The sequence below is a fragment of the Sphingomonas sp. SUN019 genome, from assembly GCF_024758705.1.
Taxonomy (GTDB): Bacteria; Pseudomonadota; Alphaproteobacteria; order Sphingomonadales; family Sphingomonadaceae; genus Sphingomonas.
In genome coordinates, this window is record NZ_CP096971.1 from 3,595,522 (window position 1) to 3,620,983 (window position 25,462).

Annotated in this window: 27 protein-coding genes and 1 other RNA gene; 19 read left to right on the plus strand and 9 right to left on the minus strand. The window is 66.8% G+C overall.

Features of this window, described 5'->3' with window-relative positions; genetic code table 11:
* The 9 genes from M0208_RS17350 to M0208_RS17390 are packed head-to-tail and all read left to right on the plus strand — an operon-like array spanning position 1 to position 10,504.
* Complete coding sequence (locus M0208_RS17350; protein ID WP_258892914.1) at positions 1-1,614, plus strand: hypothetical protein; 1,614 nt, start codon at positions 1-3, stop codon at positions 1,612-1,614.
* An 11-nt stretch (positions 1,615-1,625) separates the two neighbouring features.
* Positions 1,626-2,711 carry an ExeA family protein gene (locus M0208_RS17355; protein ID WP_258892915.1) on the plus strand — a complete coding sequence of 362 codons (1,086 nt, stop codon included), beginning with the start codon at positions 1,626-1,628 and terminating at the stop codon, positions 2,709-2,711.
* Between the two features lie 2 nt (positions 2,712-2,713).
* Positions 2,714-3,547 carry an XrtA system polysaccharide deacetylase gene (locus M0208_RS17360; RefSeq protein WP_258892916.1) on the plus strand — a complete coding sequence of 278 codons (834 nt, stop codon included), beginning with the start codon at positions 2,714-2,716 and terminating at the stop codon, positions 3,545-3,547.
* A complete protein-coding gene (locus tag M0208_RS17365; protein WP_258892917.1) occupies positions 3,502-4,572 on the plus strand; it encodes a FemAB family XrtA/PEP-CTERM system-associated protein in 1,071 nt (356 codons plus the stop codon). The genes M0208_RS17360 and M0208_RS17365 overlap by 46 nt, the downstream gene beginning before the upstream one ends.
* Complete coding sequence (locus M0208_RS17370) at positions 4,569-5,747, plus strand: TIGR03087 family PEP-CTERM/XrtA system glycosyltransferase (RefSeq protein ID WP_258892918.1); 1,179 nt, start codon at positions 4,569-4,571, stop codon at positions 5,745-5,747. The genes M0208_RS17365 and M0208_RS17370 overlap by 4 nt, the downstream gene beginning before the upstream one ends.
* The gene (xrtA, locus tag M0208_RS17375) at positions 5,744-7,267 is read left to right on the plus strand and encodes an exosortase A (RefSeq protein WP_408988118.1); all 1,524 of its coding nucleotides are present in this window, start codon (positions 5,744-5,746) and stop codon (positions 7,265-7,267) included. Before M0208_RS17370 ends, xrtA begins: the two co-directional genes overlap by 4 nt.
* Entirely contained in the window at positions 7,268-9,160 is a 1,893-nt protein-coding gene (locus M0208_RS17380) for an XrtA/PEP-CTERM system amidotransferase (protein ID WP_258892919.1), read from the plus strand. It abuts the gene before it with no gap.
* A 48-nt stretch (positions 9,161-9,208) separates the two neighbouring features.
* A complete protein-coding gene (locus tag M0208_RS17385) occupies positions 9,209-9,979 on the plus strand; it encodes an energy transducer TonB (RefSeq protein WP_258892920.1) in 771 nt (256 codons plus the stop codon).
* A 60-nt stretch (positions 9,980-10,039) separates the two neighbouring features.
* On the plus strand, positions 10,040-10,504 hold the full coding sequence (locus M0208_RS17390; RefSeq protein WP_258892921.1) for a hypothetical protein: 465 nt from the start codon (positions 10,040-10,042) through the stop codon (positions 10,502-10,504).
* 1 nt (position 10,505) lies between these two features.
* Here the strand turns inward: M0208_RS17390 and M0208_RS17395 are convergent, their stop codons facing one another.
* From M0208_RS17395 to M0208_RS17405, 3 genes are all read right to left on the minus strand, one after another.
* Positions 10,506-10,691, minus strand: coding sequence for a hypothetical protein (locus M0208_RS17395; protein WP_258892922.1), 186 nt, complete (start codon positions 10,689-10,691; stop codon positions 10,506-10,508).
* Between the two features lie 19 nt (positions 10,692-10,710).
* Positions 10,711-11,784 carry a 1,9-bis(guanidino)-5-aza-nonane synthase gene (locus M0208_RS17400; RefSeq protein WP_258892923.1) on the minus strand — a complete coding sequence of 358 codons (1,074 nt, stop codon included), beginning with the start codon at positions 11,782-11,784 and terminating at the stop codon, positions 10,711-10,713.
* Positions 11,785-11,889: 105 nt separating this feature from the next.
* Entirely contained in the window at positions 11,890-13,137 is a 1,248-nt protein-coding gene (locus M0208_RS17405) for a type III PLP-dependent enzyme (RefSeq protein ID WP_258892924.1), read from the minus strand.
* A gap of 138 nt (positions 13,138-13,275) precedes the next feature.
* Between M0208_RS17405 and M0208_RS17410 the strand changes: the two genes are divergently transcribed.
* Together M0208_RS17410 and M0208_RS17415 are read left to right on the plus strand one after the other, a co-directional pair.
* Positions 13,276-14,241: a threonine/serine dehydratase gene (locus tag M0208_RS17410; RefSeq protein ID WP_258892925.1), complete on the plus strand. Its 966-nt coding sequence runs from the start codon at positions 13,276-13,278 to the stop codon at positions 14,239-14,241.
* A gap of 129 nt (positions 14,242-14,370) precedes the next feature.
* On the plus strand, positions 14,371-14,550 hold the full coding sequence (locus tag M0208_RS17415) for a hypothetical protein (RefSeq protein WP_258892927.1): 180 nt from the start codon (positions 14,371-14,373) through the stop codon (positions 14,548-14,550).
* A gap of 58 nt (positions 14,551-14,608) precedes the next feature.
* Here M0208_RS17415 and M0208_RS17420 read toward each other — a convergent pair whose 3' ends face one another.
* Together M0208_RS17420 and M0208_RS17425 are read right to left on the minus strand one after the other, a co-directional pair.
* The gene (locus M0208_RS17420; RefSeq protein ID WP_258892929.1) at positions 14,609-14,917 is read right to left on the minus strand and encodes a hypothetical protein; all 309 of its coding nucleotides are present in this window, start codon (positions 14,915-14,917) and stop codon (positions 14,609-14,611) included.
* Positions 14,918-15,085: 168 nt separating this feature from the next.
* Positions 15,086-15,742: an alpha/beta hydrolase gene (locus tag M0208_RS17425; protein WP_258892930.1), complete on the minus strand. Its 657-nt coding sequence runs from the start codon at positions 15,740-15,742 to the stop codon at positions 15,086-15,088.
* A gap of 74 nt (positions 15,743-15,816) precedes the next feature.
* Here M0208_RS17425 and M0208_RS17430 point away from each other — a divergent pair, with 74 nt between their 5' ends.
* From M0208_RS17430 to M0208_RS17465, 8 genes are all read left to right on the plus strand, one after another.
* A complete protein-coding gene (locus M0208_RS17430) occupies positions 15,817-16,881 on the plus strand; it encodes a cysteine desulfurase family protein (RefSeq protein WP_258892931.1) in 1,065 nt (354 codons plus the stop codon).
* A gap of 10 nt (positions 16,882-16,891) precedes the next feature.
* Positions 16,892-17,956 (plus strand): cysteine desulfurase family protein, encoded by a 1,065-nt coding sequence (locus M0208_RS17435; RefSeq protein WP_258892932.1) that lies wholly within the window; start codon positions 16,892-16,894, stop codon positions 17,954-17,956.
* Complete coding sequence (locus M0208_RS17440) at positions 17,953-18,282, plus strand: 2Fe-2S iron-sulfur cluster-binding protein (RefSeq protein ID WP_258892933.1); 330 nt, start codon at positions 17,953-17,955, stop codon at positions 18,280-18,282. Before M0208_RS17435 ends, M0208_RS17440 begins: the two co-directional genes overlap by 4 nt.
* Positions 18,283-18,336: 54 nt before the next feature.
* Positions 18,337-18,672, plus strand: a complete 336-nt coding sequence (locus M0208_RS17445) for a hypothetical protein (protein ID WP_258892934.1) — start codon at positions 18,337-18,339, stop codon at positions 18,670-18,672.
* A 77-nt stretch (positions 18,673-18,749) separates the two neighbouring features.
* Positions 18,750-18,846: signal recognition particle sRNA small type (gene ffs, locus M0208_RS17450), an RNA gene on the plus strand.
* Positions 18,847-19,447: 601 nt separating this feature from the next.
* On the plus strand, positions 19,448-21,082 hold the full coding sequence (locus tag M0208_RS17455) for a DNA polymerase III subunit gamma/tau (protein ID WP_258892935.1): 1,635 nt from the start codon (positions 19,448-19,450) through the stop codon (positions 21,080-21,082).
* Positions 21,079-21,402 (plus strand): YbaB/EbfC family nucleoid-associated protein, encoded by a 324-nt coding sequence (locus M0208_RS17460; RefSeq protein ID WP_258892936.1) that lies wholly within the window; start codon positions 21,079-21,081, stop codon positions 21,400-21,402. The genes M0208_RS17455 and M0208_RS17460 overlap by 4 nt, the downstream gene beginning before the upstream one ends.
* Before the next feature lie 194 nt (positions 21,403-21,596).
* On the plus strand, positions 21,597-21,863 hold the full coding sequence (locus tag M0208_RS17465; RefSeq protein WP_258892937.1) for a hypothetical protein: 267 nt from the start codon (positions 21,597-21,599) through the stop codon (positions 21,861-21,863).
* Positions 21,864-21,990: 127 nt separating this feature from the next.
* Here the strand turns inward: M0208_RS17465 and mtgA are convergent, their stop codons facing one another.
* The 4 genes from mtgA to M0208_RS17485 form a co-directional block, all read right to left on the minus strand.
* Entirely contained in the window at positions 21,991-22,668 is a 678-nt protein-coding gene (gene mtgA, locus M0208_RS17470) for a monofunctional biosynthetic peptidoglycan transglycosylase (RefSeq protein ID WP_258892938.1), read from the minus strand.
* Positions 22,669-22,708: 40 nt separating this feature from the next.
* Positions 22,709-23,455, minus strand: coding sequence for a hypothetical protein (locus tag M0208_RS17475; protein ID WP_258892939.1), 747 nt, complete (start codon positions 23,453-23,455; stop codon positions 22,709-22,711).
* A 78-nt stretch (positions 23,456-23,533) separates the two neighbouring features.
* On the minus strand, positions 23,534-24,436 hold the full coding sequence (gene rpoH / locus M0208_RS17480) for an RNA polymerase sigma factor RpoH (protein WP_258892940.1): 903 nt from the start codon (positions 24,434-24,436) through the stop codon (positions 23,534-23,536).
* A gap of 73 nt (positions 24,437-24,509) precedes the next feature.
* Entirely contained in the window at positions 24,510-25,457 is a 948-nt protein-coding gene (locus M0208_RS17485) for an RluA family pseudouridine synthase (RefSeq protein ID WP_258892941.1), read from the minus strand.
* Positions 25,458-25,462 lie beyond the last annotated feature (5 nt).

Genomic DNA, 25,462 nt, shown 5'->3' on the forward strand with positions numbered 1-25,462 from the left:
GTGCCTCGGACCATCGTCCTCGCCATCGCGGCGGTTGCGGCGGGCAGCGCCCCCGCGCACGCCCAGACGTCGCAGAAATCGCGCTATATCCAGCCGTATATTGAACTGGCGCAGATCGTCGACGCGGACCTGTCGAACGACGATGTCGTGACCTATTCGCAGATCGCAGTCGGCATCGATGCGGGCGTGCAGGGGCGCAATGTCGAGGCGCAGGTCAGCTATCGCTACGAACGGCGGATCGAATGGGACGACCGGATCGCCGACGGCGACGTTCATTCCGGACTGGCGCGCGCGAGAATCAACGACGGTCGCGGGCTGAATTTCGAGGCGGGTGCGCTGGCGACACGCGCGCGCAGCGACATCCGCGGGTCCGCGCCGGGCAATTTCGTCGGCAATGTCGACAACGTGACGCAGGTCTATTCGGTCTATGCCGGGCCGACGCTGTCGAAGACGGTCGGACCGGTGCAGGTCGCGGCGGGGCTCGGCGTCGGCTACACCAAGGTCGAGGTTCCGAACGCCACCGGCGTCGGACCGGGGCAGCCGCGGCTGGACTATTATGACGATTCGAAGGGCGTCGTCGCAACCGCCTCGGTCGGCACGGCGGCTGGCACGGTACTGCCGGTCGGCGTTACCATCAGCGGCGCATATGAACTGGAACGCGCCGGGCAGCTGAACCAGAAATACGAGGGCTATTACGGCCGCGGCGACGTCGTGCTGCCGGTCAGCCGAACCGTCGCGATCCGCGGCGGCGTCGGGTATGAGAAGATCGAGGCGAGCCAGAAGGACGCGCTGGTCGACGCGAACGGCGATGCGGTGCTCGACCGCAACGGCCGCTTCGTCACCGATCCCAATTCGCCGCAGCGCATCGCGTACAACACCGACGGCCTGATCTACGACGCGGGCGTTATATGGCGGCCATCGCCGCGGCTGGAACTGCAGGCGAACGCAGGCTGGCGCTACGGCGGCGAAACCTATTACGGCAGCCTGGCGTGGCAATTCCAGCGCGATACCGGCCTGAATGTCCTCGTCTATGACGGGATCGAGACGTTCGGGCGTCAGTTGCGCGATGGCTTGCGCGATGCGCCGACGCAGTTCCAGACGCGGCCCGATCCGTTCGGTCAGCAGTTCGGCGGGTGCATCTTCGCTTCCCAGCCTGGTACAAGCGGGGCGGGAAGCTGCCTGAACGACGCGTTCCAGTCGATCTCCACCGCCAGCTATCGCGCGCGCGGCATCGACGCGGTGGTTTCCACCGTGCGCGGGCGGACCAGCATGGGCCTTGGCGCGGGGTATTCGAACCGCAAGCTGAACGCGCCTGATGTTGGCCCCGGCATCACCGTGTTCGGGGTGACCGACGAAAGCTATTACGCGCAGGCCTTCTGGTCGCGATCGCTCACCCGCGCTTCGCAGCTCGACCTGAACCTGTACGGCAACTGGTATCAGAGCGGACTCGCGGGGGCGGACGGCGTCTTCGGCGCGGGCGCATCGGGCACCTACAGCCATCAGTTCGGACGGCTCGGCACCTTGGCGTCGATCGGCGTCTATACTTTCGACCAAGAGGGCTTCGACAGCCAATGGTCGGCTCAGGCGCTGTTCGGCGCACGCTATACATTCTAGGGAAAGCAAGGATGTACGAGGAACATTTCGGGCTGAGCGACAAACCGTTCCAGCTGACGCCGGACCCTAAATTCTGGGTCGATACTGCTACGCATCGCAAAGCGATGGCGTACCTCGGCTATGGGCTGGCGCAGGGCGAGGGCTTCATCGTCATCACCGGCGATATCGGCGCGGGGAAGACGACGCTGGTCGGGCATCTGATGAAGATGATCGACCCGGCGAACCTGAACCCGATCCATATCGTGTCCAGCGCGATCGAGGCCGACGATCTGCTGCGGATCGTCTCCGCCGGGCTGGGCGTGGACGGCGAAGGGCTGTCGAAGGCCGAATTGCTGAAGTCGATCGAGCGCGGGCTGCACGCGGTGGCGCGTACCGGGCGGCGCACGTTGCTGATCGTCGACGAGGCGCAGGCGCTGCCGGTGTCGGCGCTGGAAGAACTGCGGATGCTGTCCAATTTTCAGGCCGGCGGCCATGCGATGCTGCAGATTTTCCTGCTCGGCCAGCCCGAATTTCGCGACCGGCTGCACGGATCGGATTCGCTGGAGCAGCTTCGGCAGCGGGTGATCGCGCTGCATCATCTGGACCCGATGGGGCCGGACGAGATCGCGACCTATGTCGGCCACCGGCTGCAGGTGGCGGGATGGCGGGGCAATCCCGATTTCGCCGACGATGCGTTTCCGGTGCTGTTCCGCGCCACCGACGGCGTGCCGCGGCGGCTGAACCAGTTGATGGGGCGCGTGATGCTCCACGCCGCGATCACCGATGCGACGTTGATTGACGCCGCGCTCATCAACGCGGTGCGGGCCGATGCGGCGCGCGACACGCCGGTCGCGCCGCCGGTCGTGAAGAAGCCGTTTGCGGTCGCTGCTCCGGCTGCGGAGAGCGATATCGCGCTGCGGCTCGCCGCGCTGGAGGCCAAGCTGGGCACGCCGCCGGTGGATTCGGGCCTTGCCGATCGCATGGCGGCGCTGGAGGCGCGGATCGAGGAGCAGGATGCGGCGTTGCGGCGCGTGCTGACCCTGCTGGTCGATTGGGTCGAGGGCGAGGCTGCGCCCAACAACGCCAGGCGGGAGGCGGTGCGCGGCGCCGCGGCGTAGCGATGCTCAACGGACTGTCGGTCGACGTCGAGGAATATTTTCAGGTCGGCGCGTTCGAGCGCACGATCGCAAAGGCCGACTGGCCCCGGTACGCGCCGCGCGTGGAGCACAATACCGGGGCGGTGCTGGACCTGTTCGCCGAGAGCGGGGTCAAGGCGACGTTTTTTACGCTGGGCTGGGTGGCCGATCGGCACCCGGCGCTAATCCGCCGCATCGTGGCCGAGGGGCATGAGATCGCCAGCCACGGCTGGGACCATCAACGCGTCTTCACGATGACCGCCGACGAATTTCGCGCCGACCTAGCGCGCGCGCGCGGCGCATTGGAGAATGCGGGCGGGGTGAAGGTCACGGGTTATCGCGCGCCGAGTTTCTCGATCGATCAGCGCACGCCGTGGGCGCATATCGTGCTGGCGGAGGAAGGTTATGCCTATTCCTCCAGCGTCGCGCCGGTCGCACACGACCACTACGGCTGGCGCGATTCGCCGCGCTTTGCCTGGCGGCCGCGGAGCGATTCGGCGCTGATCGAATTGCCGGTGACGGTGGCCCAAGTCGCGGGGCGGCGGATGGCGACCGGCGGCGGCTTTTTTCGCCTGCTGCCCGCCGCGCTGACCGATTTCGCGGTGCGGCAGGTCAATGCGCAGGACCGCGCGGGCATCTTCTATTTCCATCCGTGGGAAGTCGATCCCGGCCAGCCACGTGTTGAGGGCGCACCGCTGAAGTCGCGCGTGCGGCACTACAGCCGCCTGGGTGCGATGGCGGGGAAATTGCGCGGGCTGATCGCGCGACATGAATGGGGACGCGTGGACGCGGTCGCGGCGCGGGAGATCGCGCGGTGAACGCTTATGCGGCGGTGCGGGCGGGGCTTGCCGTGCGAGAGGCGGGGGAGGGCGACGATGCTCGCATCGAAGTGTTCGTTCGTGCGCACCCTGACGCCACCCCCTTCCATCTTCCGACATGGTCGCGTGCGGTCGAGCGGGCGTGTGGGCAGAAGGCCCATCTGCTGATCGCAGAGCGCGACGGCGTCATCGTCGGATACCTGCCGCTGACCGCGATGCATTCGGCGCTGGTCGGCCGGGCACTCGTCTCGACCGGGTTCGGGGTGGACGGCGGGGTGTTGGGGGAAGGGGCGGATGAACTTGCCGCCGCGGCGCGCGCGTTCGGCTATCCGTCGGTCGAATTGCGCGGCGGGCCTGCACCGGCCGGCTGGGCGATCGACGATACGACCTCGCTCGGCTTTGCGCGCGATCTTGTCGCGGATGACGAAGCCGAACTGCTCGCCATCCCGCGCAAGCAGCGCGCGGAGGTGCGCAAGGCGCTGGCGAACGATCTGGAGGTCGTGACGGGCAATGACCCCACATTCGCCCGCGAACATTATGCGATCTACGCCGAATCAGTCCGTAACCTCGGCACGCCGGCATTTCCGCGCGCGTTGTTCCGCGAGATGCTGGCGGCGATGGACGCCAATATCCTGACCGTGCGTCATCAAGATCGCGCGGTCGCGAGCGTCCTGTCGTTATATTTCAACGGTATCGTCTATCCCTATTGGGGTGGCGGGACGGCGGCGGCGCGGGGATTGCGCGCGAACGACCGGATGTATTTCGCACTGATGAGCCATGCACGAGCACGAGGCTGCACACGGTTCGATTTCGGGCGGTCGAAGGCGGGGAGTGGCCCTGCGGCGTTCAAGAAGAACTGGGGCTTTGAGCCGCGACCTTTGTCCTATGCGTCGTGGAGCGAAGGGGCGAAGCGCGACATCAATCCGCTGAACCCGAAATATGCGCTGATGGTGCGGACGTGGAAGCGCCTGCCGCTGCCGATCGCGAACCTGATCGGGCCGTGGATCAGCCGGGGGCTGGGGTGAGCGAGATCCTGCTCCTCGCGCACCGCGCGCCGTTCCCGCCCGACCGCGGCGACCGGATCAGGAGCTTTCACATCCTGAAGCATCTGAGCGCGCGCGCGACGGTGCATCTGGTGGCGTTCGCCGACAGCGCGGCCGAGGTCGAACCCGCGCCGCGATTCCGCGCGATGGTCGACGAATGCGTGATCGTGCCGCGGACCAAATCGCGCGCGCGTACCGGGGCGGAGGCGCTGGTGAGCGGGAAGCCACTGTCGCTGACCGCCTTCGCCGATCCGCGCATCGCGGCGGCGGTGGCGGACATTCTCGCGCGCCGTCCGATCGATGCGATCTACGTCTTTTCGGGGCAGATGGCCCAGTATCTGCCAGCGCATCTGCCTGTTCGCGGCCCGCGCGCGATCATGGATTTCGTCGATCTCGATTCGGCCAAGTTCGCTGCCTACGCCGACGATGCTACGGGCGCGAAACGCTGGCTGATGCGGCGCGAAGCGCGGCTGCTCGGGGCGTTCGAGCGACAGGTCGCGGCGCGGGTTGACGCCAGCCTGTTCGTCAGCGCGCCCGAGGCGGCGTTGCTGCCGGGCGGCATCGCGGTCGAAAACGGCATCGACACCGATGCCTTCGACCCGTCCGGCGCGTTCGCGCGGATCGAACAGGCGCAGCCGCTGATCGTCTTCACCGGACAGATGGATTACCGCCCCAACATCGATGCGGTGACGTGGTTCGCGCGTGACATCCTGCCGCTGATCCCGACCGCACGCTTCGCGATCGTCGGCCGCGCGCCGACCGCGGCGGTCCGCGCGCTGGCGAACGATCGCGTGGTCGTGACCGGCGAGGTTCCGGACGTGCGCGGCTGGCTCGCCGCCGCGACAGTCGTCGTTGCGCCGCTGAAACTGGCGCGCGGCATCCAGAACAAGGTGCTGGAGGCGATGGCGATGGCGCGCCCCGTCGTCGCAACGCACGCCGCAGGAGAGGGGATCGACCACGCCGGCACGATCCGCATCGCCGATGATGCGGCATCGTTCGCCAGCATCGTCCAGCAACTGATCGCTGACCCCGGAAACGCCGCGGCGCTGGGATCGGCTGCGCGCGCGCGGGTGATCGCGCGCTACGGCTGGGACGCCTGCCTCGCGCCGTTCGACGGGCTGCTGGGACTGGAAACACCGGAAAGCGTTGCGGCGTGACGGTGGCGTTGCCGCGCGCGTTCGGTCACGAAGTCGCCTGGCGTAGGCCGCTCGTCACGCTGGCGGTGGTCGCAGCGATCATCCTCGCGCTGTTCCGCCGCGATGTCGGCGATCTGGTCCATATCTGGTGGACGAGCACGACCTTCGGGCATTGCCTGTTCATCGCGCCGGTCGTCGGCTGGCTCGTCTGGAACCGTCGCACGGAACTGGCGCGACTGACCCCGCAGGCGTTGTCGCCCGGATTGCTGATCGTCGCGGCGGGCGGTTTCGGCTGGCTGCTGGGCGATGCGGCGGGGGTAGCGCTCGCGCGGCAGCTCGGGCTGGTGATGATGCTGCAGGGCGCGGTCGTGACGCTGCTCGGCGCGCAGGTCGCGCGCGGGCTGCTGTTCCCGTTGGCCTACGCGTTTTTCATGGTCCCGTTTGGCGAGGAGCTGGAGCCGCCGTTGCAGGCGGTGACGGTCGAGATCGTCATGCCGCTGCTTCATCTATTCGGCGTCCCCGCGGTGGTCGACGGGGTGCTGATCCACGCCGGGCGTTACTGGTTCGAGGTCGCGGAGGCGTGTTCGGGCGCGAAGTTCGTCATCGCGATGCTGGCCTATGGCGTGCTGGTCGCGAACGTCTGTTTCCGGTCGTGGAAGCGGCGGGCGGTGTTTATGGTCGTCGCGCTGGTCGTGCCCGTGCTGGCCAATGGCGTCCGCGCATTCGGGACGATCTATGCCGCGCATCTGACCAGCGTCGAGGCGGCCACCGGGTTCGACCATATCGTCTATGGGTGGATTTTCTTCGGCGTCGTCATGGCGCTGGTGATGGCGATCGGCTGGCGCTGGTTCGACCGCGCACCCGACGATGCGGCGTTCGATCCCGCCAGCCTGCCGCAACCGCGGTTCGGGCGGATCGACATGGGCGTCGCCGCTGCCTTGATCCTGACGACCGCCGCAATCTTTCCGGCGTGGGCGAGCGCGATCGGAGCGCGGACGCAGGTGTCGCCCACGCGGATGGCCCTGCCCGAGGTCTCCAATTGGACTCGTGCGCCGCTGAGTGCGACCGCGCCGTGGCAGCCGAACTATCCCGGCGCGGACCATCTGCTGATCGGCCGCTATGTCGATGCGCAGGGCGTGGCGGTCGACCTCTCTATCGCGGCGTTCGCCAGCCAGCATGAGGGCAAGGAGCTGGTCGGCTTCGGCACCGGCGTGCTGCGCGAGGGCGATCGCTGGGTGCGCGTCGCCGATCTGCCCGAAATCGCGGGGGGATCGGCGATGCGGATCACCGCGACCGCGCGCGACGGAACGCCGGTGGAGCGTGTCGTCGCGACATGGTATCGGCTCGGCGGGATTGTGACGGGGGACGATAAAAAGGTGAAACTCGCGACGCTTGAGGCGCGAATGCTCGGCGGTCCGCCCGCCGCGGTGGCGCTGCATCTGTCGGCCGAGGGACCGCGCGCCGGGGCTGCGATCGAACGCTTCCTCAGGAGCCTCGGCCCGGTCGACCGCGCCGCCGACCACGCGATCGGCATCCGGTAGATGTGTGGTATCGCGGGGCTGTATTACCCCGCCACGCCCAAGCCGGTCGATCCGGCGCGGGTCCGCGTCATGGCGGATGCGATGGCGCATCGCGGGCCGGACGGGTCGGGGGTATGGACCGCCCCCGGCGTCGGGCTGGGGCATCGGCGGCTGTCGATCATCGACGTCGCGGGATCGCCGCAGCCGATGCATTACGAGAGCGCCGGGCTGACGATCGTATTCAACGGCGAGATCTACAATTTCGCCGATCTGCGCGCCGAATTGCAGGCGAAGGGCGCGCGGTTCCGGACCGAGGGCGATACCGAGGTGCTGCTGGCCGGATACGGCGCGTGGGGGCCGTCTTTGCTGGACCGGCTGAACGGCATGTTCGCCTTCGCGATCCACGATGCGCGGACCAATTCGCTGTTCCTGGCGCGCGACCGGATGGGGGTGAAGCCGCTCTATTACGTCGAACTCGCCGACGGCGCGATGGCGTTCGCGTCAGAATTGAAGGGGTTGCTGGCGCATCCTCTGGTGCGGCGAAATCCCGATATCCGCGCGGTAGAGGACTATCTCGCGTTAGGCTACGTCCCCGACGACGCCTGCATCGTCGCAGGCGTGAAGAAACTGCCCGCGGCGCATTTCCTGCTGGTCGAGCGCGGCAAGCCCATGCCGCAGCCGCGCCGCTGGTGGCAGCTGAGCTTCGCCGATCGCGCGCGGGGATCGGCGGCGGCGCTGGAAGAGGAATTGCTCGAACGGCTGCGCGACGGGGTCCGTTCGCGGATGGTCGCCGACGTGCCGCTCGGCGCATTCCTGTCGGGCGGGGTCGATAGTTCGGCGGTGGTCGCGCTGATGGCGGAGGCGAGCCCGAAGGCCGTGCAGACCTGCACGATCGGATTCGACGAGGCGGGGCATGATGAGCGGGCGTTCGCGCAGACCGTCGCGGATCGCTTCGCGACCGATCACCGGACGCGCGTGGTGCGATCGGACGATTTCGGGCTCATCGATACGCTCGTTCATGCCTTCGACGAACCCTTCGCCGATGCGAGTGCGCTGGCAACGTATCAGGTGTGCAAGCTGGCGCGCGAGACGGTGACCGTGGCGCTGTCGGGCGATGGCGCGGACGAGGCAATGGCGGGGTATCGCCGTTATCGGTTCCAGGCGGCGGAGGAACGCGTCCGCGGCCTGATCCCGCCGCATCTGCGCGCGAAAGTGTTCGGCACGCTGGGGCGGCTCTATCCCAAGGCCGATTGGGCACCGCGGCCGCTGCGCGCAAAGACCACATTGCTGGCGCTCGCCGACGATAGCGCGGAAGCCTATGCCCGCTCGGTCGGGGTGACGACGCCCGCGATCCGGCACGCGTTGTTTTCCGACGCTGCGAAACGTTCGCTGGGCGGTCATCGCGCCGAGGACCGCTATGTCGCCGCGATGCGCGACGCTCCCGCGCTCGACGCGATCGACCGCGCGCAATATGCCGACATGACAATCTGGCTGCCCGGCGACATCCTGACCAAGTCCGATCGCACCAGCATGGCGGTCAGCCTGGAGGCGCGCGAACCGCTGCTCGATCACCGGCTGGTAGAATTCGCCGCGACCCTGCCAGCTTCGCTTCGCTTGCGAAGAGGCGAAGGCAAGTGGCTGATGAAGAAGGCGATGGAACGCTATCTTCCGCGCGAAATCCTGTACCGGCCGAAGATGGGGTTCGTGACCCCCGTCAGCGCGTGGTTCCGCAGCGGGCTGGCGGCGGAGGCGGCGGCGCTGGGCAGATCGAAGATGCTGGGCGATACCGGCTGGTTCGACCTCGACGCGCTGGGGCGGATGGCCGAGGCGCATCGCAGCGGGCGCGCCGAGCATGGCCGGACATTGTGGCAGTTCGTGATGCTGGAGAAGAGTTTGAAGCGGCTGTTCGGCTGACCGCCGCAAGCACTGGTTCATCGCCGTTCGCCCACCATCTAATCGGCAATGAACGAGTTTCCCGCCTCCGGTTACGGTCACACCGACCCGCACGAACGCGTCCGTGGCGCATTGTTCGCGGTGCTGGTGCAGGGCGTGTTGCTCTACGTCTTGATCGCCGGGCTGTCGGTGAAAATGCCGCAGACGATCGGCGAAAGCCTGAAGATCTTCGACGCGCTGCCCGAGGCCGCACCGCCACCACCGCCAACCACCAAGCCACATGAAGTGAAGAGCAAGCGGCCCGAGGGCGCAGCCTCGCCCCCGAACCTGCGCGCGCGCGCGTCGGAAATCGTCGCGCCGCCGCCGATCGTCCCGCTGATCATCCCGCCCCCGGTGCTCGCCGCGCCAAAGGCCGGGCTGGGTTTTGAAACGTCGGCGGGGGCGGCGGATATCGCGGGGCCGGGCACCGGCGCGGGAGGGATCGGCGACGGCACCGGTAGCGGACGATGGGGTGACGGCGATGGCGGCGGGGGCGACGAGACGCCGCCGCGCCAGACAAAGGGCCGAATCAGCGACCGCGATTACCCGGAGGCAGCGGCGGACGCGGGCAATTCTGGGACGGTCGAAGTAAGGTATGTGGTCGCCACCGACGGGCGCGTGCCCGAATGCAGCGTCGTGCGCTCCAGCGGCAGCGCGATCCTGGACGAAACGACGTGCCGCCTGATCCGCGAACGCTTCCGCTTCAAACCGTCGCGCGATGTTAGTGGCCGGCCAGTGGCGTCGGTGATCGTGCAGAACCACATCTGGACCGTGGAGCGCGACCCGACGCCGGAGCGATGAACGCGGAACACGGCGGTATCGTTTCACGTTGGTATCGTTCGCAAGGTCTGGAGAATGCCCATGAAACCCTTGGAAGCAATCGCCATCTTCGCGCTGATCGGTTCGTCGCCTGCGCTCGCCGAAGGCGGCCGGAGCTTCTGGAACTTCTCGTTCGGTCAGGGGATCGGCGAATATTCGACCGGCACGTGGGATTCGCCGACCGGCGGCGCGTTGCTGGTCAACTGCCGCACGACCGACGGAACCGCATCGATCATGACCCAGATCGACGGCAAGGAACCGCCCGCGAACAGCGCCATCACACTGACGACGTCATCACGACGCGGATCGCACGAAATGCGTTTCGCCACCGATGCGAGGGGCGGGATCGAACTGGGCAAATCCGCCAGGTCGAAGCAGTTGCGCGAATTGTGGAGCAATCTGCGGCAGGGCGATATCGTGACGATCCGCTATGCCGACGGGCAATCCAGCGTGCAGTCGCTGGTCGGTGCGGCGAAGGTGCTGGGGCCGCGGCCGTGTCCGGCGTGACCTAACGCAATTTCGCGATCGCCAGCCCGTCCGCCTTCGCACGGTCCTTGGTCGATTCCTCGGACCGTTTCAGCGCCTTTGAAATCGCCTTCAGCGCCATGCCCTTCTTGGCCAGCGTGTGCAGTTTCTGGATTTCGTCGGTCGTCCACGGCTGACGATGGCGTTCGAACAGTTCACCCTTGGCCATCGTCAGCTACTCCTAAGTATCAATCGGCGAACAGCGTCGCCCATTTGCGCTTGGCGCGGTCCTTCCAGTGCCCGCGGTGGTACGCGTCGCTGGCCAGCAGCGGCATGACCGAACCGGCTTCGGCGAACACCATCTGTTCGATGCCGGTGTTCACCTTGCCCCAGCTTGCCGCCTCCTGCAGCGTCGAGGATGAGCACGCCCCGTCGCGGACGTCGGCGACGGTGATCTGCACCGCGTACTTATGAACCGCGACATCGTCATGGCCGAGGATTTCGGCGCACACCACTGTATCCTGAATGAAGTTCTTCGGCACGCCGCCGCCGATCATCAGCAGGCCCGTGGTGCCAGCCTTGATCTTGATGTCGGTCAGTTCGCGGAAATCGGCGATCGCGTCGAGCACCATGTACGGCTTGCCCGCCTTTGCGGAATCGACCTGATGCTTGACCAGCCCGAAGCCCGCGGACGAATCGACGAACGCCGGGCAGAAGATGGGCACGTCATGTTCGTACGCCAGCTTGACCAGGCTGTTGTCCTTCTTGCCGTGCTCGACCAGATATTTGCCCATCTCGCGGATGAACGCGCGGCTCGAATAGGGCTTGGCTTCCAGCGTCTCGGCGATCTCGAAGATCGTATGGTCGACGTGCTGGAGCTGCTCCTCGTCGATGTACGTATCGTAGATGCGGTCGATCAGCAGCGAGCGCAGCGTGTCATCGTCGGGCACCTCGAGCGCCTGATAATGCTTGTGGCCAAGCCCTTCGAAGAAATCCATGTCGACGATCGTCGCGCCGGTCGCGACGATGCAGTCGACCATGTTGTTGCGGACGAGCTCCGCATAGAGGTCCATGCACCCGCCCGCGCTGGTCGATCCGGCGATCACCAGCACGATCGTGCAATCCTTGTCCGCCAGCATCTGGTTGTAGATGCTGGTCGCGCGGCCCAGGTCGCGGCTGGTGAAGCTCATGTCCGCCATCGCATCGACGATCGGCCGCGCGTCGAAGCTGGTGATGTCGATATGCTTGACCTGCTTGGACAGCAGTTCGGCTTTTCTCTGGTCGTTTGGCCGGGTGTCGTTCGGGGCGAGGGTGTCGGTCATTTCAAATCCTTCCGTGTCATCCCCGCGCAAGCGGGGACCCATGGCCGAACGTCAGCCCATGAGTCCCCGCTTGCGCGGGGACGACCGTTCAATTGCAATGGCTCGTTACAGCGTGACGACGTTCGACGCGACCTGCTCGTCCTCGTCGAGGTACAGCGAGGCCATCGGTTCGTCCTCGACGATCACCGTTTCGTCCGATCCGAAGCCGTTGAACGCGGTGCGCATCGCCGAACCGTACGCGCCGAGCATCCCGATCTCGATATAATCGCCCGCCACCACGTCGGCGGGGAGTTCGAACGGCCCCGCCATGTGATCGAGATCGTCGCAGGTCGGGCCGTAGAACGAGAACGGATGATCGCGCACGGTCGACTCCGGTTCGCGCAGCAACGTGACCGGAAAGCGCCAGCCGATATGCGCCGCATCGAACAGCGCGCCATACGCGCCGTCGTTGATGAACAGCTCGTTCCCGCGGCGCTTTTCGACGCGCACGATCAGCGATGCATATTCGGCGCAGAGCGCGCGACCCGGCTCGCACCACAATTCGGACGAATAGCTGACCGGCAAAGATTCGAACGCACGGTGGATCGCGTCGAAATACCGCTCCAGCGGGGGCGGCTCCATGCCCGGATAGGACGAGGGGAACCCGCCGCCGACGTCGATCACGTCCACGGTCACCGCCGCATCGACGATCGCCGCACGCACGCGCTCCAGCGCCTGCGTATAGGCCTCGGGCGCCATCGCCTGCGACCCGACGTGGAAGCAGATGCCGAGCGCATCCGCCGCCTGACGCGCCGCGAACAGCAAAGGCTTCGCCTCGTGCGGGGCGACGCCGAACTTGGACGCGAGGCTCAGCTTCGAATGCTCCGACGACACGCGCAGCCGGACGCACAGCGTCAGGTCGGTCGCATCGCGCCCATCCCTGCTGGCGGTCGCGCGCATGATCTTTTCCAGCTCTTCCAGGCTGTCGAGGCTGAACACGCGCACGCCGTGCGTGAAATACGCCTCGTGGATCGCTTCCTCGGCCTTCACCGGGTGCATGAAACACAGCGTGGCGTCGGGCAGCAACCGTGCGACGAGCCGCACCTCGGCGATCGAGGCGACGTCGTAATGCGTCACGCCCGCATCCCACAGGGTGCGGATCAGTTCGGGCGACGGATTCGCCTTCACCGCATACATCGACCGGCCCGGAAACTTCTCGACGAAGAATCGGGCGGCCCGCGCCGCGGCGTGGGGACGAATCAGCGTAACCGGCTGGACCGGCTTCCGCTTGGCAATATCGAGAGCTCCGGCAACCGAGGAAGCGGAGACGGTCGAGGGGGCAGCTAGCCCCAGCGCAATATGATGCTTGTGCAACTCAAGGGACCTCCAAGTGGCTTGCGCCTACGGTGAAAAAAGCTGCCTTGCGGTTGGAAGTCCCATGGGGCAGCGGATGGGCGATCTATGGTTGCAACTCACGGATGTAAAGTGGTTTGCGCCGAACGGGGGTGGGGTGTGACGATTTTACGACAACCAACGCGGGCCGGGGTCCGCGACGCGGCGGCGAAGATCGCACTGATCCTGCCGCCGACGCCGCTTTTCGTGTTGCCGATCAATGGTGTGGACGTGGCCTTTAAGGCCGAGTCGCTGCAGCCGGTGGGGGCGTTCAAGGTGCGCGGGGCGTGGCACCGGCTGACTGCTTTGGGCAGCGAAGCGCGCGTGCGGGGGGTCGTCGCGTTTTCTTCGGGCAATCACGCGCAGGGGGTGGCGTGGGCGGCGAAGCGGCTGGGAATCGCCGCGACGATCGTGATGCCGTCCGACGCGCCGCGGGTGAAGGTCGAATCGACGCTGGCGCTGGGGGCTGAGGTCGTGACCTACGACCGCGCGACCGAATCGCGCGAGACGATCGCCGCGCGACTGGCCGAGGCGCGCGGTAGCACACTGGTGCCGAGCTTCGACGATGCGTGGATCATCGAGGGGCAGGGGAGCGCGGGGCTGGAGGCGGCGGCGCAGATGACCGCGCTGGGGCTGGGTTCGCCTGTTCGGGCGGTCGTGCCGTGCGGCGGCGGGGGGCTGTCGGCGGGCATCGCGCTGGCGCTGCCCGATGCGGCGATCACTGTCGTCGAACCCGACGGCTGGGACGACATGAAGCGCAGCCTGGAGGCGTCGTGGATTTTGCCGGTCGCCGACGACGCCCCGCCGACCGCGTGCGACGCGCTGATGACGAAGCAGGTCTCACCGCTGACCTTCGACGTATTGTCGAGGCGTGACGCGACCGGCGTAGCGGTCAGCGAAGCCGAAACCGCCGCCGCGCAACGCTGGGCGGCGGAGAAGCTACGGCTGGTGGTGGAACCCGGCGGCGCGGTGGCGCTGGCCGCGGTGCTGGCGGGAAAGGTCGCGGTGAAAGCCGGGATGCTGGTGGTGCTGTCGGGCGGGAATGTGGACCTGGCGGCGTATGGGCGGGCGATGACTCAAACATAATCCTCCCCTGCAAGGGGAGGTGGCAGGCCGAAGGCCTGACGGAGGGGTGTCATCCTCTCGATAACGCGACACCCCTCCGGCGCTACGCGCCACCTCCCCTTGCAGGGGAGGATGAGGTACGGCCCACCCATGACCCCACCCCTCCAATCCCTCGCCAACACCGCCCCCGCAATCGCGATGCTCGCCGCCTTCGCCTGCGCGATCGGCGGCGGCTGGATGATCGCCAGGAACCGCGATCGGCGGAAGGGCGTGCTGCTGCTGGTGATGGCGGCGGTGCTGGTGGGGAATGTGATGATCTGGACGATCTAAGGGATGGCTAGCTGCGACCGCGTCAACCTCGTCAAACGAGGCTGATCCGGCTTGGCCATCACGCTCGCAACCGGATTAAGCCGTGGATCTTCTTGGCAATGGCGACTGCGATCAATGCCGGGATTGCGCCAATGATGCATCCTGCTGCCGCCCAGAGGCAAATCATTGTAAGCATAAGCACGACCATTCCCGCTTGGGCCATCGAGGTGACGTGCCAAGGCTGAAGGAATGCGACGCCAAGCAAAAAAGACGTGACGAAAGGCAAGCGAAAGCCTGGTTCTCGTCGGGAGAAGATCGCGGTGCCAATGATGAATAGCGCAGTTATAATCGCGCTCATTGGAATAATCAGGATGCCAGAGAAGTCCACGACGCCAAACGTGCCACTTTCAGCGTGTAATTCCTAGCTTCCTTATGAGAAACGGAACTACGCTAACGACCATGGGCAAAGCCCATGCCGTCGGTCGGCGCTGAAGCGCCGCCGGCCGGGGTTGGCCGCGCGACGCGGATTAGCGAGCGCTAATCCGCTCGGCCAACCTCAGCGAATAGGACTATCCGGCGCCAGCCGCATATCCAGATAATTGTCCACGCTGCCCATCAGCAACTCCATCTCATGCTCGAAGAAATGGTTCGCGCGGGGGATGGTGTCGTGGTGGATCGTGATGTGCTTCTGCGTGCGCAGCTTGTCGACCAGCTTCTGCGTCGCGGCGGGGGTGGCGACTTCGTCGGCCTCGCCCTGGATGATGATGCCCGATGAGGGGCACGGCGCCAGGAACGTGAAGTCGTACATGTTCGCCGGCGGCGCGACCGAGATGAAGCCGCGGATTTCGGGGCGGCGCATCAGCAATTGCATCCCGATCCACGCGCCGAAGCTGACGCCCGCGATCCACGTCGTCGACGCCTCGGGGTGGAAGCTCTGCACCCAGTCGAGCGCGCTCGCCGCGTCGGAGAGTTCGCCGATGCCGTTGTCGAACGTCCCCTGGCTTTTCCCCACGCCGCGGAAATTGAAGCGCAGGGTCGCGAAACCGCGGCGCTGGAAGGTTTTGTAGAGTTCCTGCACGATGCGGTTGTTCATCGTCCCGCCTGCCGCGGGGTGAGGATGAAGGATCATCGCGACCGGCGCGCGGGGCTTGGGGGCGGGGGCGAATCGCCCTTCGAGACGACCCTCGGGGCCGGGGAAAATCACTTCTGGCATGGATACTCGCGTGAATTAGGGCGGCGGGGTGCTCCCCGCGGGATGCTGCATTATATAGGCAGGCCTTGCGAAATATGGAACGTCCTTTGCCCGACCGGCTTTACCTCGACCACGCCGCCACGACTCCGATGACCGCGCGCGCGATGGAAGCCGTCGCCGCGGGGCAGGGGATGTGGGCGAACCCGTCTTCGCCCCATGCCGAGGGCCGGGCGGCGCGGGCGGCGCTGGAGGCGGCGCGGGGGGAGATCGCGGCGGCTTATGGCTGGCGCGGCGAGACGCTGCTGACCAGCGGCGCAAGCGAATCGCTGGCGATCGCGCTTGGCCGCTCAGTGGCGGCGCGACGGGTGATCTCCGCGGTCGAGCATGATGCGGTGATCCGCGCGGCGGGCGAGGCGACGGTTCTGCCGGTGGGGGCGGACGGGATGATCGACCCGGTCTCCTTGGTGCTCGGCTCGGGCGATCTGGTCGCCATCCAATGGGCGAACAGCGAAACCGGCGTCCGTCAGCCGATCGCCGCCATCGCCGAGGCCGTCCACACCGCAGGCGCGCTGCTGCTGGTCGACGCCGCGCAGATGCCCGCCGGCCCCGACCTCACCGAGCACGCCGATTTCATCGCGCTGTCCGCACACAAGCGCGGCGGGCCGCCGGGGATCGGGGGGTTGCTGGTCCGTGACCTCGCGACGCTGCACCCGACCGGCGGGCAGGAACGCGGCTATCGGCCCGGCACCGAAAACCTGCCCGCCGCGATGGGTTATGCCGCCGCGCTGGCGGAGGCCGAACCCGATCACGCGCCGCTGCGCGCGAAACTGGACGACGCGATCCGGCGGTCGGGCGGAATCGTGGTGGGGGAGGGCGGGCCGCGCCACCCCGCGATCGGCAGCTACCGGATGCCCGGCGTCGCATCCGCCGCGCAACTGATCCGATTCGACATGCAGGGCATTGCGGTGTCTGCGGGCAGCGCGTGCGCCAGCGGCAGCCTGAAGCCCAGCCATGTCCTGCGCGCGATGGGCTGGAGCGAGGAAGCGACGCGCGAAGTGGTGCGGATCAGCTTCGGCCGCACCACGACCGTGGCCGACATCGACCGCGCCATCGCCGCCTGGCGCGGCATCGCGCGGGGCGCTCGGACGGTTGCTGCATGAGGGGGGCGGCATGACCTACCTCGATTATCAGGCGACAACCCCGCTCGCGCCCGAGGCGTTCGACGCGATGCTTCCGTGGCTGCGCGACCAGCACGCGAACCCGCATTCCGCGCACCGGCCGGGGCGTGCGGCGAAGGCTGCGGTCGAGGTCGCGCGCGAACAGGTCGCGGCACTGCTGCCGAAGGGCGGCCGAATCGTTTTCACCAGCGGCGCGACCGAGGCGCTGAACTGGGCGATCAAGAGCACCCGCGGCGGCATCGTCACGCTCGCGACCGAACACGCCGCGGTGCTCGATACCGTGCAGGCGACCGGCCGCCCATTGACGGTGCAAGGCGTACGGCACGACGGTCTGGTCGCGATCGACGCGATCAGGCACGGCACGGGGCTGGTCGCCGCGATGCTGGTCAATAACGAGATCGGCGTGATCCAGCCGATCGCCGACCTCGCCGCGCGGGCGCACGACGCGGGCGCGCTGATGCTGTGCGACGCGGTGCAGGGCTATGGCCGCGTCGCGATTCCCGGCACCTGCGACCTGATCGCCATCTCCGCGCACAAGATCCACGGGCCGAAGGGCATCGGCGCATTGTGGATCCGCGATGGCGTCGGCCTCGAACCCTTGCTCCACGGCGGCGATCAGGAGGGCGGGCGATCCGGCACGCTGTCGCCCGCGCTGTGCGCCGGTTTCGGCATCGCCGCGCGCCTGATGGCGGAGCGGCATGACGAGGACAGCGCACACCTCGAACGCCTCTGGTCGCTCGCCACCGATCGCCTGCGCGGCTGGACGATCAACGGATCGACCGACCACCGCTACTACGGCAACCTCAACATCCGACGCGACGGGCTCGACGTCGCGCGACTGATGAGCGACCTGCGCGACATCGCCTTTTCCGCCGGCTCGGCGTGCGCCAGCGGATCGGGCCGTCCGAGCCACGTTCTTCGCGCGATCGGCCTGACCGACGCGCAGGCGCGCAGTTCGATCCGCCTCGGCTTCGGCCGCTACACGACAGAGGCCGAATTGGCCGACGTGCTCGACCGCATCACCGCCGCCGCCGATGCGCAGAGGATCGCGGCATGAAGGTCCGCTTCGTCGCCCCCGACGGCTCCGTCCGCGAACGCGAAGCCACACTCGGTGAACGCCTGCTCGACGTGGCGCAGCGCGACGGTCAGCCGCTGGAGGGGACATGCGAGGGCGATATGGCCTGCGCCACCTGCCACGTCATCGTCGACCCCGCCGATTTCGCCCGTCTGCCCGCGGCGAGCGAGGACGAGGAGGATATGCTCGACCTCGCCTATGGCGCGACGCGGACCAGCCGGCTCGCCTGCCAGATCGTGCTCGACGAATCGCTCGGGGGCCTGACGGTGCGCGTCCCCGACGGTTCACGTAACATGCAGGGTCGATAGCGCAGCTTACCGATGCTCGTGCGTAAACGGGCGTGTAAATCGGGAGTAACGAACATGAGGATGCTTGCCTTGGCGGCCGCCGGACTGGTCGCCGCGACCGCGCTGGCGCCGATGCCGGTCGAAGCACAACGATATGGATATGGCGATCGCGGCTGGCGCGGCGGCGATCGGGATGGTGGCTGGGGCCGGGACCGCGGCTGGCGTGGTGACGGGGATCGCGGCTGGCGCGGCGACCGCCGCTGGCGTGGTGACCGGTGGGATCGCGGGTGGAACCGTGGGTGGAATCGGGGCTGGCGCGGCAACCGGTGGCGCGGCCGCGGCCGCACGGTGTGCCGCTGGGTCGACGGCTATTACGGACCGCAGCGCCGCTGCTTCCGCGTCTGGCGCTGATGAACGTGGCCGCTCCTTCTTTCGGGGAGGGGCGCAACCACCACCTTGAACACACTGCCCGGCTCCGCCATATGGCGCGCGGGAGTCGGGCGGACGTGGTCGTCGCCAACTTGGTCAGGTCCGGAAGGAAGCAGCCACAACGATTTCGCCACGGGTCGTCCGGCTCCCACCGCGCAACGCGCAGCGCACACGAAGGCGCGCCGCCTTCGAGATGCGCCAGCGCGGCCAGCGGCGCGAACGCGCCGACTGACGACGCGGCTTCGCCGCGGCGTGGATTCGTAGCGAAGGCGGCGGAACAAGTTGCGGGCGGTCGGCTGGCCTGCTCTATGTCATCTATGATCGGACAATCGTCGCGTCGATGGATCGTGCTGACTTGGCTTTCTGTCTATCTGTGGTCCGTCCCGGCAGCATTGCTTTTGAGCAGCACGCTTGGCTGGCAGTACGATGGCGACTTTGGCTGGTGGGTAGTTGCAGCCTTCACCGCCCCGGTCTTGTTCGCAAGTGAGTCGGTCAATGGGCTGATTTCCTTCGAGATACTCAGAGTCGCATATTTTATCTTGCTATCGACAATGACGTGGCTTGTCGTTCGCCACAATGTGATGACCTTGCATGAGCCGAGCGGCCGTTAGCACACCCCTGTCCTACACGCCCGCACCCTGCCATGACGCCCGCCATGCCCCGCACCCCGCAATCTCCCCCTGACTTCCCGCCCACGACCGCCTATGTTGAACCCGTGCGCTACCGTCTCAACATTCTCAACATTCGCGGTTCCTGAATGAGCGACTCCCTCGACCTCGGCGAGCCCCCGCAACCCGCGGCGAAAGGCGACGCCTACCGCGTCCTCGCGCGCAAATACCGTCCGCAGACCTTTGGCCAGTTGATCGGCCAGGACGCGATGGTCCAGACGCTCGGCAATGCGATCAAGCGCGACCGGCTGGCGCACGCGTTCCTGCTCACCGGCGTACGCGGCGTAGGCAAAACCTCGACCGCGCGGCTGATCGCAAAGGCGCTCAACTGCATCGGCCCCGACGGAAACGGCGGTCCGACGATCGATCCGTGCGGTGTGTGCGAACCATGCCGCGCGATCGCCGAGGGGCGGCATATCGACGTGATCGAGATGGACGCGGCGAGCCACACCGGCATCGACGACATCCGTGAGATCATCGAGGCGTCGCGCTATGCCGCGGTCAGCGCGCGCTACAAGATCTACATCATCGACGAAGTCCACATGCTGTCGAAGGCCGCGTTCAACGGCCTGCTGAAGACGCTGGAGGAACCTCCCGGCCATGTGAAATTCCTGTTCGCCACGACCGAGGTGAACAAGGTGCCCGTTACCGTCCTGTCGCGCTGCCAGCGGTTCGATCTGCGGCGTATCCCAGCCGAAAAGCTCGCGGCGCATTTCGCTGCGGTGTGTACGGCTGAAGGCGTGGTCGCCGAACCCGAGGCGCTGGCGCTGATCGCGCGCGCGGCGGAGGGGTCGGCGCGCGACGGGCTGTCGATCCTCGATCAGGGCATCGCCCACGCCGATCTGGAGGGCGGCGGCGTCACGGCGGGCGCGGTACGCGAGATGTTGGGCCTGTCCGATCGCGGTGCAATCCGCGATCTGATGGCGAGCGTTCTGGCCGCTGACGCCCCCGGCGCGCTGGCGGGTCTGCGGCGGCAATACGACCACGGCGTCGATCCGGCTGGCGTGCTGCGCGCCTTGCTGGAGGGCGTCCACGGCGTGACCTTGCTGAAGGTCGGTGCGGCGGACGACGTGGCGCAACCGGCCGAGGAGCGCGCCGCCTATCGCGACTGGGCCGACCGGCTGTCGTTTCCGGCGCTCCACCGGCTATGGCAATTGTTCCTGAAGGGGCATGAGGAGGTCGCACGCGCCGCATTGCCGATCGAGGCGGCGGAAATGGCGCTGCTGCGCGCGATCCACGCCTCCAGCCTGCCCGATCCGGGCGATCTGGCGCGACAGATCGCCAGCGGTGCGACGCCAGTGATCGCCGCGCCCGCCGCCGCGCCTGCGCCCATACCCGAACCTGCACGCACCGGCGCGCCCGCCGATTTCGCCGGGCTTGTCGCGTTGCTGGAGGACAAGGGCCACCACGCGCTCGCCGCCCGGCTCAAGCACGGCGCGCGGATCGTCGACTATACCCCGGGCGCGATCGCGTTTAGCGGCACGCGCCCGATCGCCACCGATACGCTGGGCGACCTGACGGCGGCGTTGAAGAGCGTGACCGGAATGCCGTGGAAGATAGCGATGCGCGACGCGCCCGGCGAGGCGACGCTGAAGGAAATCGAGGATGCCGCCGCCGCGGCCGAGCGGCAGGCGGTGCTCGACACGCCAATGGTGAAGGCAGCGTTCGAGACGTTTCCGGCTTCCGAACTGATTGACTGGACCCCGAAAAGGAACGTTTTATGAAGGATTTGAACGACATTCTGGCGATGGCGCAGAACGTCCAGAACGAACTCGCGAAGGCGCAGGAAAACCTCGACACGATCGAGGTCGAGGGTGCGGCCGGCGGCGGCCTCGTCAAGGTGAAGGCGTCGGCCAAGGGCCGCGTGATCGGCGTGACGATCGACGAATCGATGCTCCAGCCGTCTGAAAAGCAGATGCTGGAGGATCTGGTCGCCGCCGCTTTCAACGACGCGCGGACGAAGGCCGACGCGGTGTCCTCGTCCGAAATGTCGAAGATGACCGCCGGGATGCCGCTGCCGCCCGGATTCAAGTTGCCGTTTTAACGCGCAAGGGCGCACGCCGCGACCGCGTCGCGGCGAGACGCCCAAGCGCGGCCGGCGGCGCGGGAGCGCCGTCCGACGGCGCGCCTTTGCCGCGCCGCGTCCCGGTCACTTCAAACCGCGTTAACCGTTTCGCTACGGGAACAATCTCCGTCAGGCGTACGTTCGATCGCTCCAGTACAACAGGAGCGTAAATCATGGTCGAAGAACGTATCGTCAAAACCCGTGCCCCAGGTGAACCCGTCGCCACCAGCACCCACACGACTGTGATCGAACGGCGCGGCGGTGGCGGCGGCTTGCTGATCGGGCTGGCGGTACTGCTGCTCGTCGCGGTCGCCGCGTTCTTCCTGTTCAACCAGTCGCAGAACGACAATGCCAAGACCAACGCGGTAACCTCGGCGGCGAAAAGCGTCGGCGACACCGCGGACAAGGCCGGCGCGGCGATCGAGAAGAGCGTGGAATAGAGGTTGTCCGTCGTCCCCGCGAAAGCGGGGATCCATTGCCAGCATTGTCGTCCATTACCGGCGCGGTATTGCTGGCGGCGTCACGCCATGGATCCCCGCTTTCGCGGGGACGACGGTAATTTGGCGGCTACTTCAAACACGCATCCAGTCCCTCGCGCCGCACCACGCCGATCCGGCTGGCGATGGCATTTCCGTGCCGCCGTACAAACCCCCGCGGCGCAACCGCCTCGCGCTTCTTCGGCAGCGGCAGCACCGCGGCAATTCGCCCGGCCTCGCTGGGGGACAACGTCTTCGCCGAATGGTTGAAATACCGGATTGCCCCGGCCTCCGCGCCATAGGTGCCGATCCCCATCTCCGCGACGTTCAGGTAGACCTCCATGATCCGGCGCTTACCCCACAGCCCCTCGATCAGGACCGTGAACCACGCCTCGAACGCTTTGCGGACGTAACCGCCGCCCTGGAACAGGAAGACGTTCTTCGCGGTCTGCTGACTGATCGTCGATCCGCCGCGAATGCGCCCGCCCTTGGCATTGCGCAGCGCCGCCCCCGCGATCGCGCGATAGTCGAACCCGTGATGCTCGCAGAACCGCGAATCCTCGCCCGCAATCGCGGCGCGCGCCATGTCGGGATCGATGTCGTCCAGCGGCGTCCAGTCCTTCGTCACCGAATGGCCGCCGAGCAGATCGCCCAGCATCGTGAATGTGATCGGCGGCGGCACGAAGCGATAGGCGAGCACCAGCAGCAGCGACGCCAGCACGAACCATAGGACGAGTTTCAGGACGAAGCGGAGGCTGCGGGCAAGCATCGCTAAAGTCTGTATCGTGGCCACCGTCGACGGCAAGCGGTCAGGGCAGCAGCGACACGCCTTTTCGCTCGGCCGCGCGCCGCGCCGCCGTGTAATTCGCCCCCATCATCGTCAGCGCGAGAAAGCCGACGACGATCGCATCGACCGCCATCATCACCCATACGACCGCGCGCGGCAGGCCGATCGCGCCGAGGCCGAGCGCGTAATGCAGCGCCATCAGCGGCAGCGCGCCGGCGATGATATAGCCGATCGCGCGCCAGAAACTGCCCGACATCACTCCGAACGATCGCACCGGCCCGATCGCCGCATTGCCGAGCGGCCATGCGACGAACCATGCGGTCAGATAGACGCCGATAATCGTCTGGATCACCACCGCCACCGCCGCCGCGATTGTGGCGACGGTGCCCTCAAGCCCCAGCAGCACGCCGACCGGCGGGCCGAACAGGCCGAACAACTGAACCGCGGCCAGGATCGCGAACTGCACCACAAATAGCATCGCCGCGGGTCGTTCGACTGCGCGTGCCTTAGCGGCACTGCGGTCCCACGCCATGAAACGGACGAACCAATAGCCGGGCAGAGTCAGCGCCAGCACCTTGGCGTAGCCGAGCGCCAGCCGCGAATCATCTGCCGACACCCCGCGCGCGGCCGCGCGGCTGTCGTACATCCCGATGTTGATCTCGACGACGTGCTGCGCGAATTCGATCAGGACCGGGATCAGGAACAGGAACGGCAACGCCCGCGCAAACGCGCCGCTGTCGGAATAGATTCGCTTGATATCCAGCCACATGAGCGCCCCCTTTGTGGGTTCGCTACACTGGCCGCACACTCCACACCACCCCGGCTTTCGTCGGGGTGGTTGAAATGCCTACGCCGTCAGCAGTCGCTTCTCGCCCGCGATCTTCATCATCGCCTTTTGCAGCTTCTCGAACGCGCGGACCTCGATCTGGCGCACCCGTTCGCGTGACACGCCGTACACTTGCGACAATTCCTCCAGTGTCTTGGGATCGTCCGTCAGACGGCGTTCGGTCAGGATGTGCTTTTCCCGGTCGTTCAGGTCATCCATCGCCGAGGTCAGCATTTCATGGCGCACGTCGGCCTCCTGCGCGTCGGCGACGACCTTGTCCTGCAATGGCGCATCGTCCTGCAGCCAATCCTGCCACTGGCCCTCGCCATCCTCGCGCATCGGGACGTTCAGTGACGTATCGCCGCCCATCGCCATGCGGCGGTTCATGCTGGTCACTTCGGTTTCGGTCACGCCCAGATCATGCGCGATCTTCGCGACGTGTTCGGGCCGCAGGTCGCCGTCCTCAAACGCGTCCAGCCGCGCCTTCATCCGGCGCAGGTTGAAGAAAAGCTTCTTCTGCGCCGCAGTGGTGCCCATCTTCACCAGCGACCAGCTACGCAGGATGAACTCCTGGATCGACGCCCTGATCCACCACATCGCATAAGTGGCGAGGCGGAAGCCGCGATCGGGCTCAAATTTCTTCACGCCCTGCATCAGCCCGATATTGCCCTCCGAGATCAGCTCGGACACGGGCAGGCCGTAGCCGCGATAGCCCATCGCGATCTTCGCCACGAGCCGCAGGTGCGACGTGACGAGCTGCGCCGCCGCATCGGTGTCGCCGTGCTCCTGAAAACGCTTGGCGAGCATGAACTCCTGCTCGGGCGCCAGGATCGGAAATTTCTTGATCTCGGACAGATAGCGGTTGAGGCTCTGCTCCCCGCCGAGGGCAGGGATCGTCGCGGGGACGTTGCTGCGGGCTGCCATGATCATCGTCTCCCTTTTGGAGGCACGTCCTGTCGCAATGCGGTATCGCACTGCAGCGAAGAACGGCTTGAAGCTATACGTTAAGCTGACTGAACAGTTCCTGCATGTCTGCAGGCATCTCGCTTTCGAACGCCAAAGCGGTGCTTGTCACCGGATGGATGAACCCCAACCGGGCGGCGTGCAAGGCCTGGCGACGGAAACCAAGCGTTTCGAGAATCGCCCGGTGAGCTTGCTTTGTTCTACCGTACACCGGGTCGCCGAGCAAGGCGTGGCCGATCGAGGCCATGTGCACGCGAACCTGATGCGTGCGCCCAGTCTCCAGCCGGCATTCGACCATCGTCGCCTCCTTCAGCGGCGCTAGTGTCGTGAAATGCGTCACCGCGCGCTTGCCGGTGGATACGATCGCGACCTTCTTTCGGTTACTAGGGGAGCGCGCGAGGGGGGCGTCGACCTTGCCCGCTGGCGGCATCGGTCGCCCGTTGACGATCGCCTTGTAACGCCGGTCGATCGAATGCGCCGCAAACTGCTTGGCCAGTCCCTCGTGCGCACGATCGGTCTTCGCCGCGACCATCAGTCCGCTGGTGTCCTTGTCGATGCGGTGGACGATCCCCGGCCGTGCGACGCCGCCGATACCCGATAGCGACCCGCCGCAATGATGCAGCAGCGCATTGACCAGCGTCCCGTCGAGGTTGCCCGCGGCGGGATGGACGACCAGCCCGGCGGGCTTGTCGATCACGATCAGATGCTCGTCCTCGAACGCCACCGCCAGCGGGATATCCTGCGCCTCGTTATGCGGCAGGGTGGGAAGCGGCACGGTGACGCTGAAAAGGTCGCCCGCCGCCGCCTTCTTCGCGGCATCGCGGGTGGCGATACCATCGCGCGTGACCTGACCTGCGGCGATCAGCACCTTCAGCCGTTCGCGCGACAGCGTCGGCACCGCGTCGGCAAGCGCACGATCGAGCCGCCAGCCATCGGCCGTGCCCGTGATCGTCGCTTGAATTACCTTAACCCCCAGGTCCATCTGAC

Bases quoted from the DNA above. Each gene is read 5' to 3' on its own strand.
- M0208_RS17465 (WP_258892937.1), top strand. From the start codon at position 21,597: ATGGTCGAAGAACGTATCGTCAAAACCCGTGCCCCAGGTGAACCCGTC.
- M0208_RS17475 (WP_258892939.1), bottom strand. From the start codon at position 23,455: ATGTGGCTGGATATCAAGCGAATCTATTCCGACAGCGGCGCGTTTGCG.
- M0208_RS17485 (WP_258892941.1), bottom strand. From the start codon at position 25,457: ATGGACCTGGGGGTTAAGGTAATTCAAGCGACGATCACGGGCACGGCC.
- rpoH (WP_258892940.1), bottom strand. From the start codon at position 24,436: ATGGCAGCCCGCAGCAACGTCCCCGCGACGATCCCTGCCCTCGGCGGG.
- M0208_RS17400 (WP_258892923.1), bottom strand. From the start codon at position 11,784: ATGACCGACACCCTCGCCCCGAACGACACCCGGCCAAACGACCAGAGA.
- M0208_RS17415 (WP_258892927.1), top strand. From the start codon at position 14,371: ATGACCCCACCCCTCCAATCCCTCGCCAACACCGCCCCCGCAATCGCG.
- M0208_RS17430 (WP_258892931.1), top strand. From the start codon at position 15,817: ATGGAACGTCCTTTGCCCGACCGGCTTTACCTCGACCACGCCGCCACG.
- M0208_RS17460 (WP_258892936.1), top strand. From the start codon at position 21,079: ATGAAGGATTTGAACGACATTCTGGCGATGGCGCAGAACGTCCAGAAC.
- M0208_RS17355 (WP_258892915.1), top strand. From the start codon at position 1,626: ATGTACGAGGAACATTTCGGGCTGAGCGACAAACCGTTCCAGCTGACG.
- M0208_RS17365 (WP_258892917.1), top strand. From the start codon at position 3,502: ATGGGGACGCGTGGACGCGGTCGCGGCGCGGGAGATCGCGCGGTGAAC.
- M0208_RS17380 (WP_258892919.1), top strand. From the start codon at position 7,268: ATGTGTGGTATCGCGGGGCTGTATTACCCCGCCACGCCCAAGCCGGTC.
- M0208_RS17425 (WP_258892930.1), bottom strand. From the start codon at position 15,742: ATGCCAGAAGTGATTTTCCCCGGCCCCGAGGGTCGTCTCGAAGGGCGA.
- M0208_RS17390 (WP_258892921.1), top strand. From the start codon at position 10,040: ATGAAACCCTTGGAAGCAATCGCCATCTTCGCGCTGATCGGTTCGTCG.
- M0208_RS17445 (WP_258892934.1), top strand. From the start codon at position 18,337: ATGAGGATGCTTGCCTTGGCGGCCGCCGGACTGGTCGCCGCGACCGCG.
- M0208_RS17440 (WP_258892933.1), top strand. From the start codon at position 17,953: ATGAAGGTCCGCTTCGTCGCCCCCGACGGCTCCGTCCGCGAACGCGAA.
- M0208_RS17435 (WP_258892932.1), top strand. From the start codon at position 16,892: ATGACCTACCTCGATTATCAGGCGACAACCCCGCTCGCGCCCGAGGCG.
- M0208_RS17455 (WP_258892935.1), top strand. From the start codon at position 19,448: ATGAGCGACTCCCTCGACCTCGGCGAGCCCCCGCAACCCGCGGCGAAA.
- mtgA (WP_258892938.1), bottom strand. From the start codon at position 22,668: ATGCTTGCCCGCAGCCTCCGCTTCGTCCTGAAACTCGTCCTATGGTTC.
- M0208_RS17395 (WP_258892922.1), bottom strand. From the start codon at position 10,691: ATGGCCAAGGGTGAACTGTTCGAACGCCATCGTCAGCCGTGGACGACC.
- M0208_RS17385 (WP_258892920.1), top strand. From the start codon at position 9,209: ATGAACGAGTTTCCCGCCTCCGGTTACGGTCACACCGACCCGCACGAA.
- M0208_RS17360 (WP_258892916.1), top strand. From the start codon at position 2,714: ATGCTCAACGGACTGTCGGTCGACGTCGAGGAATATTTTCAGGTCGGC.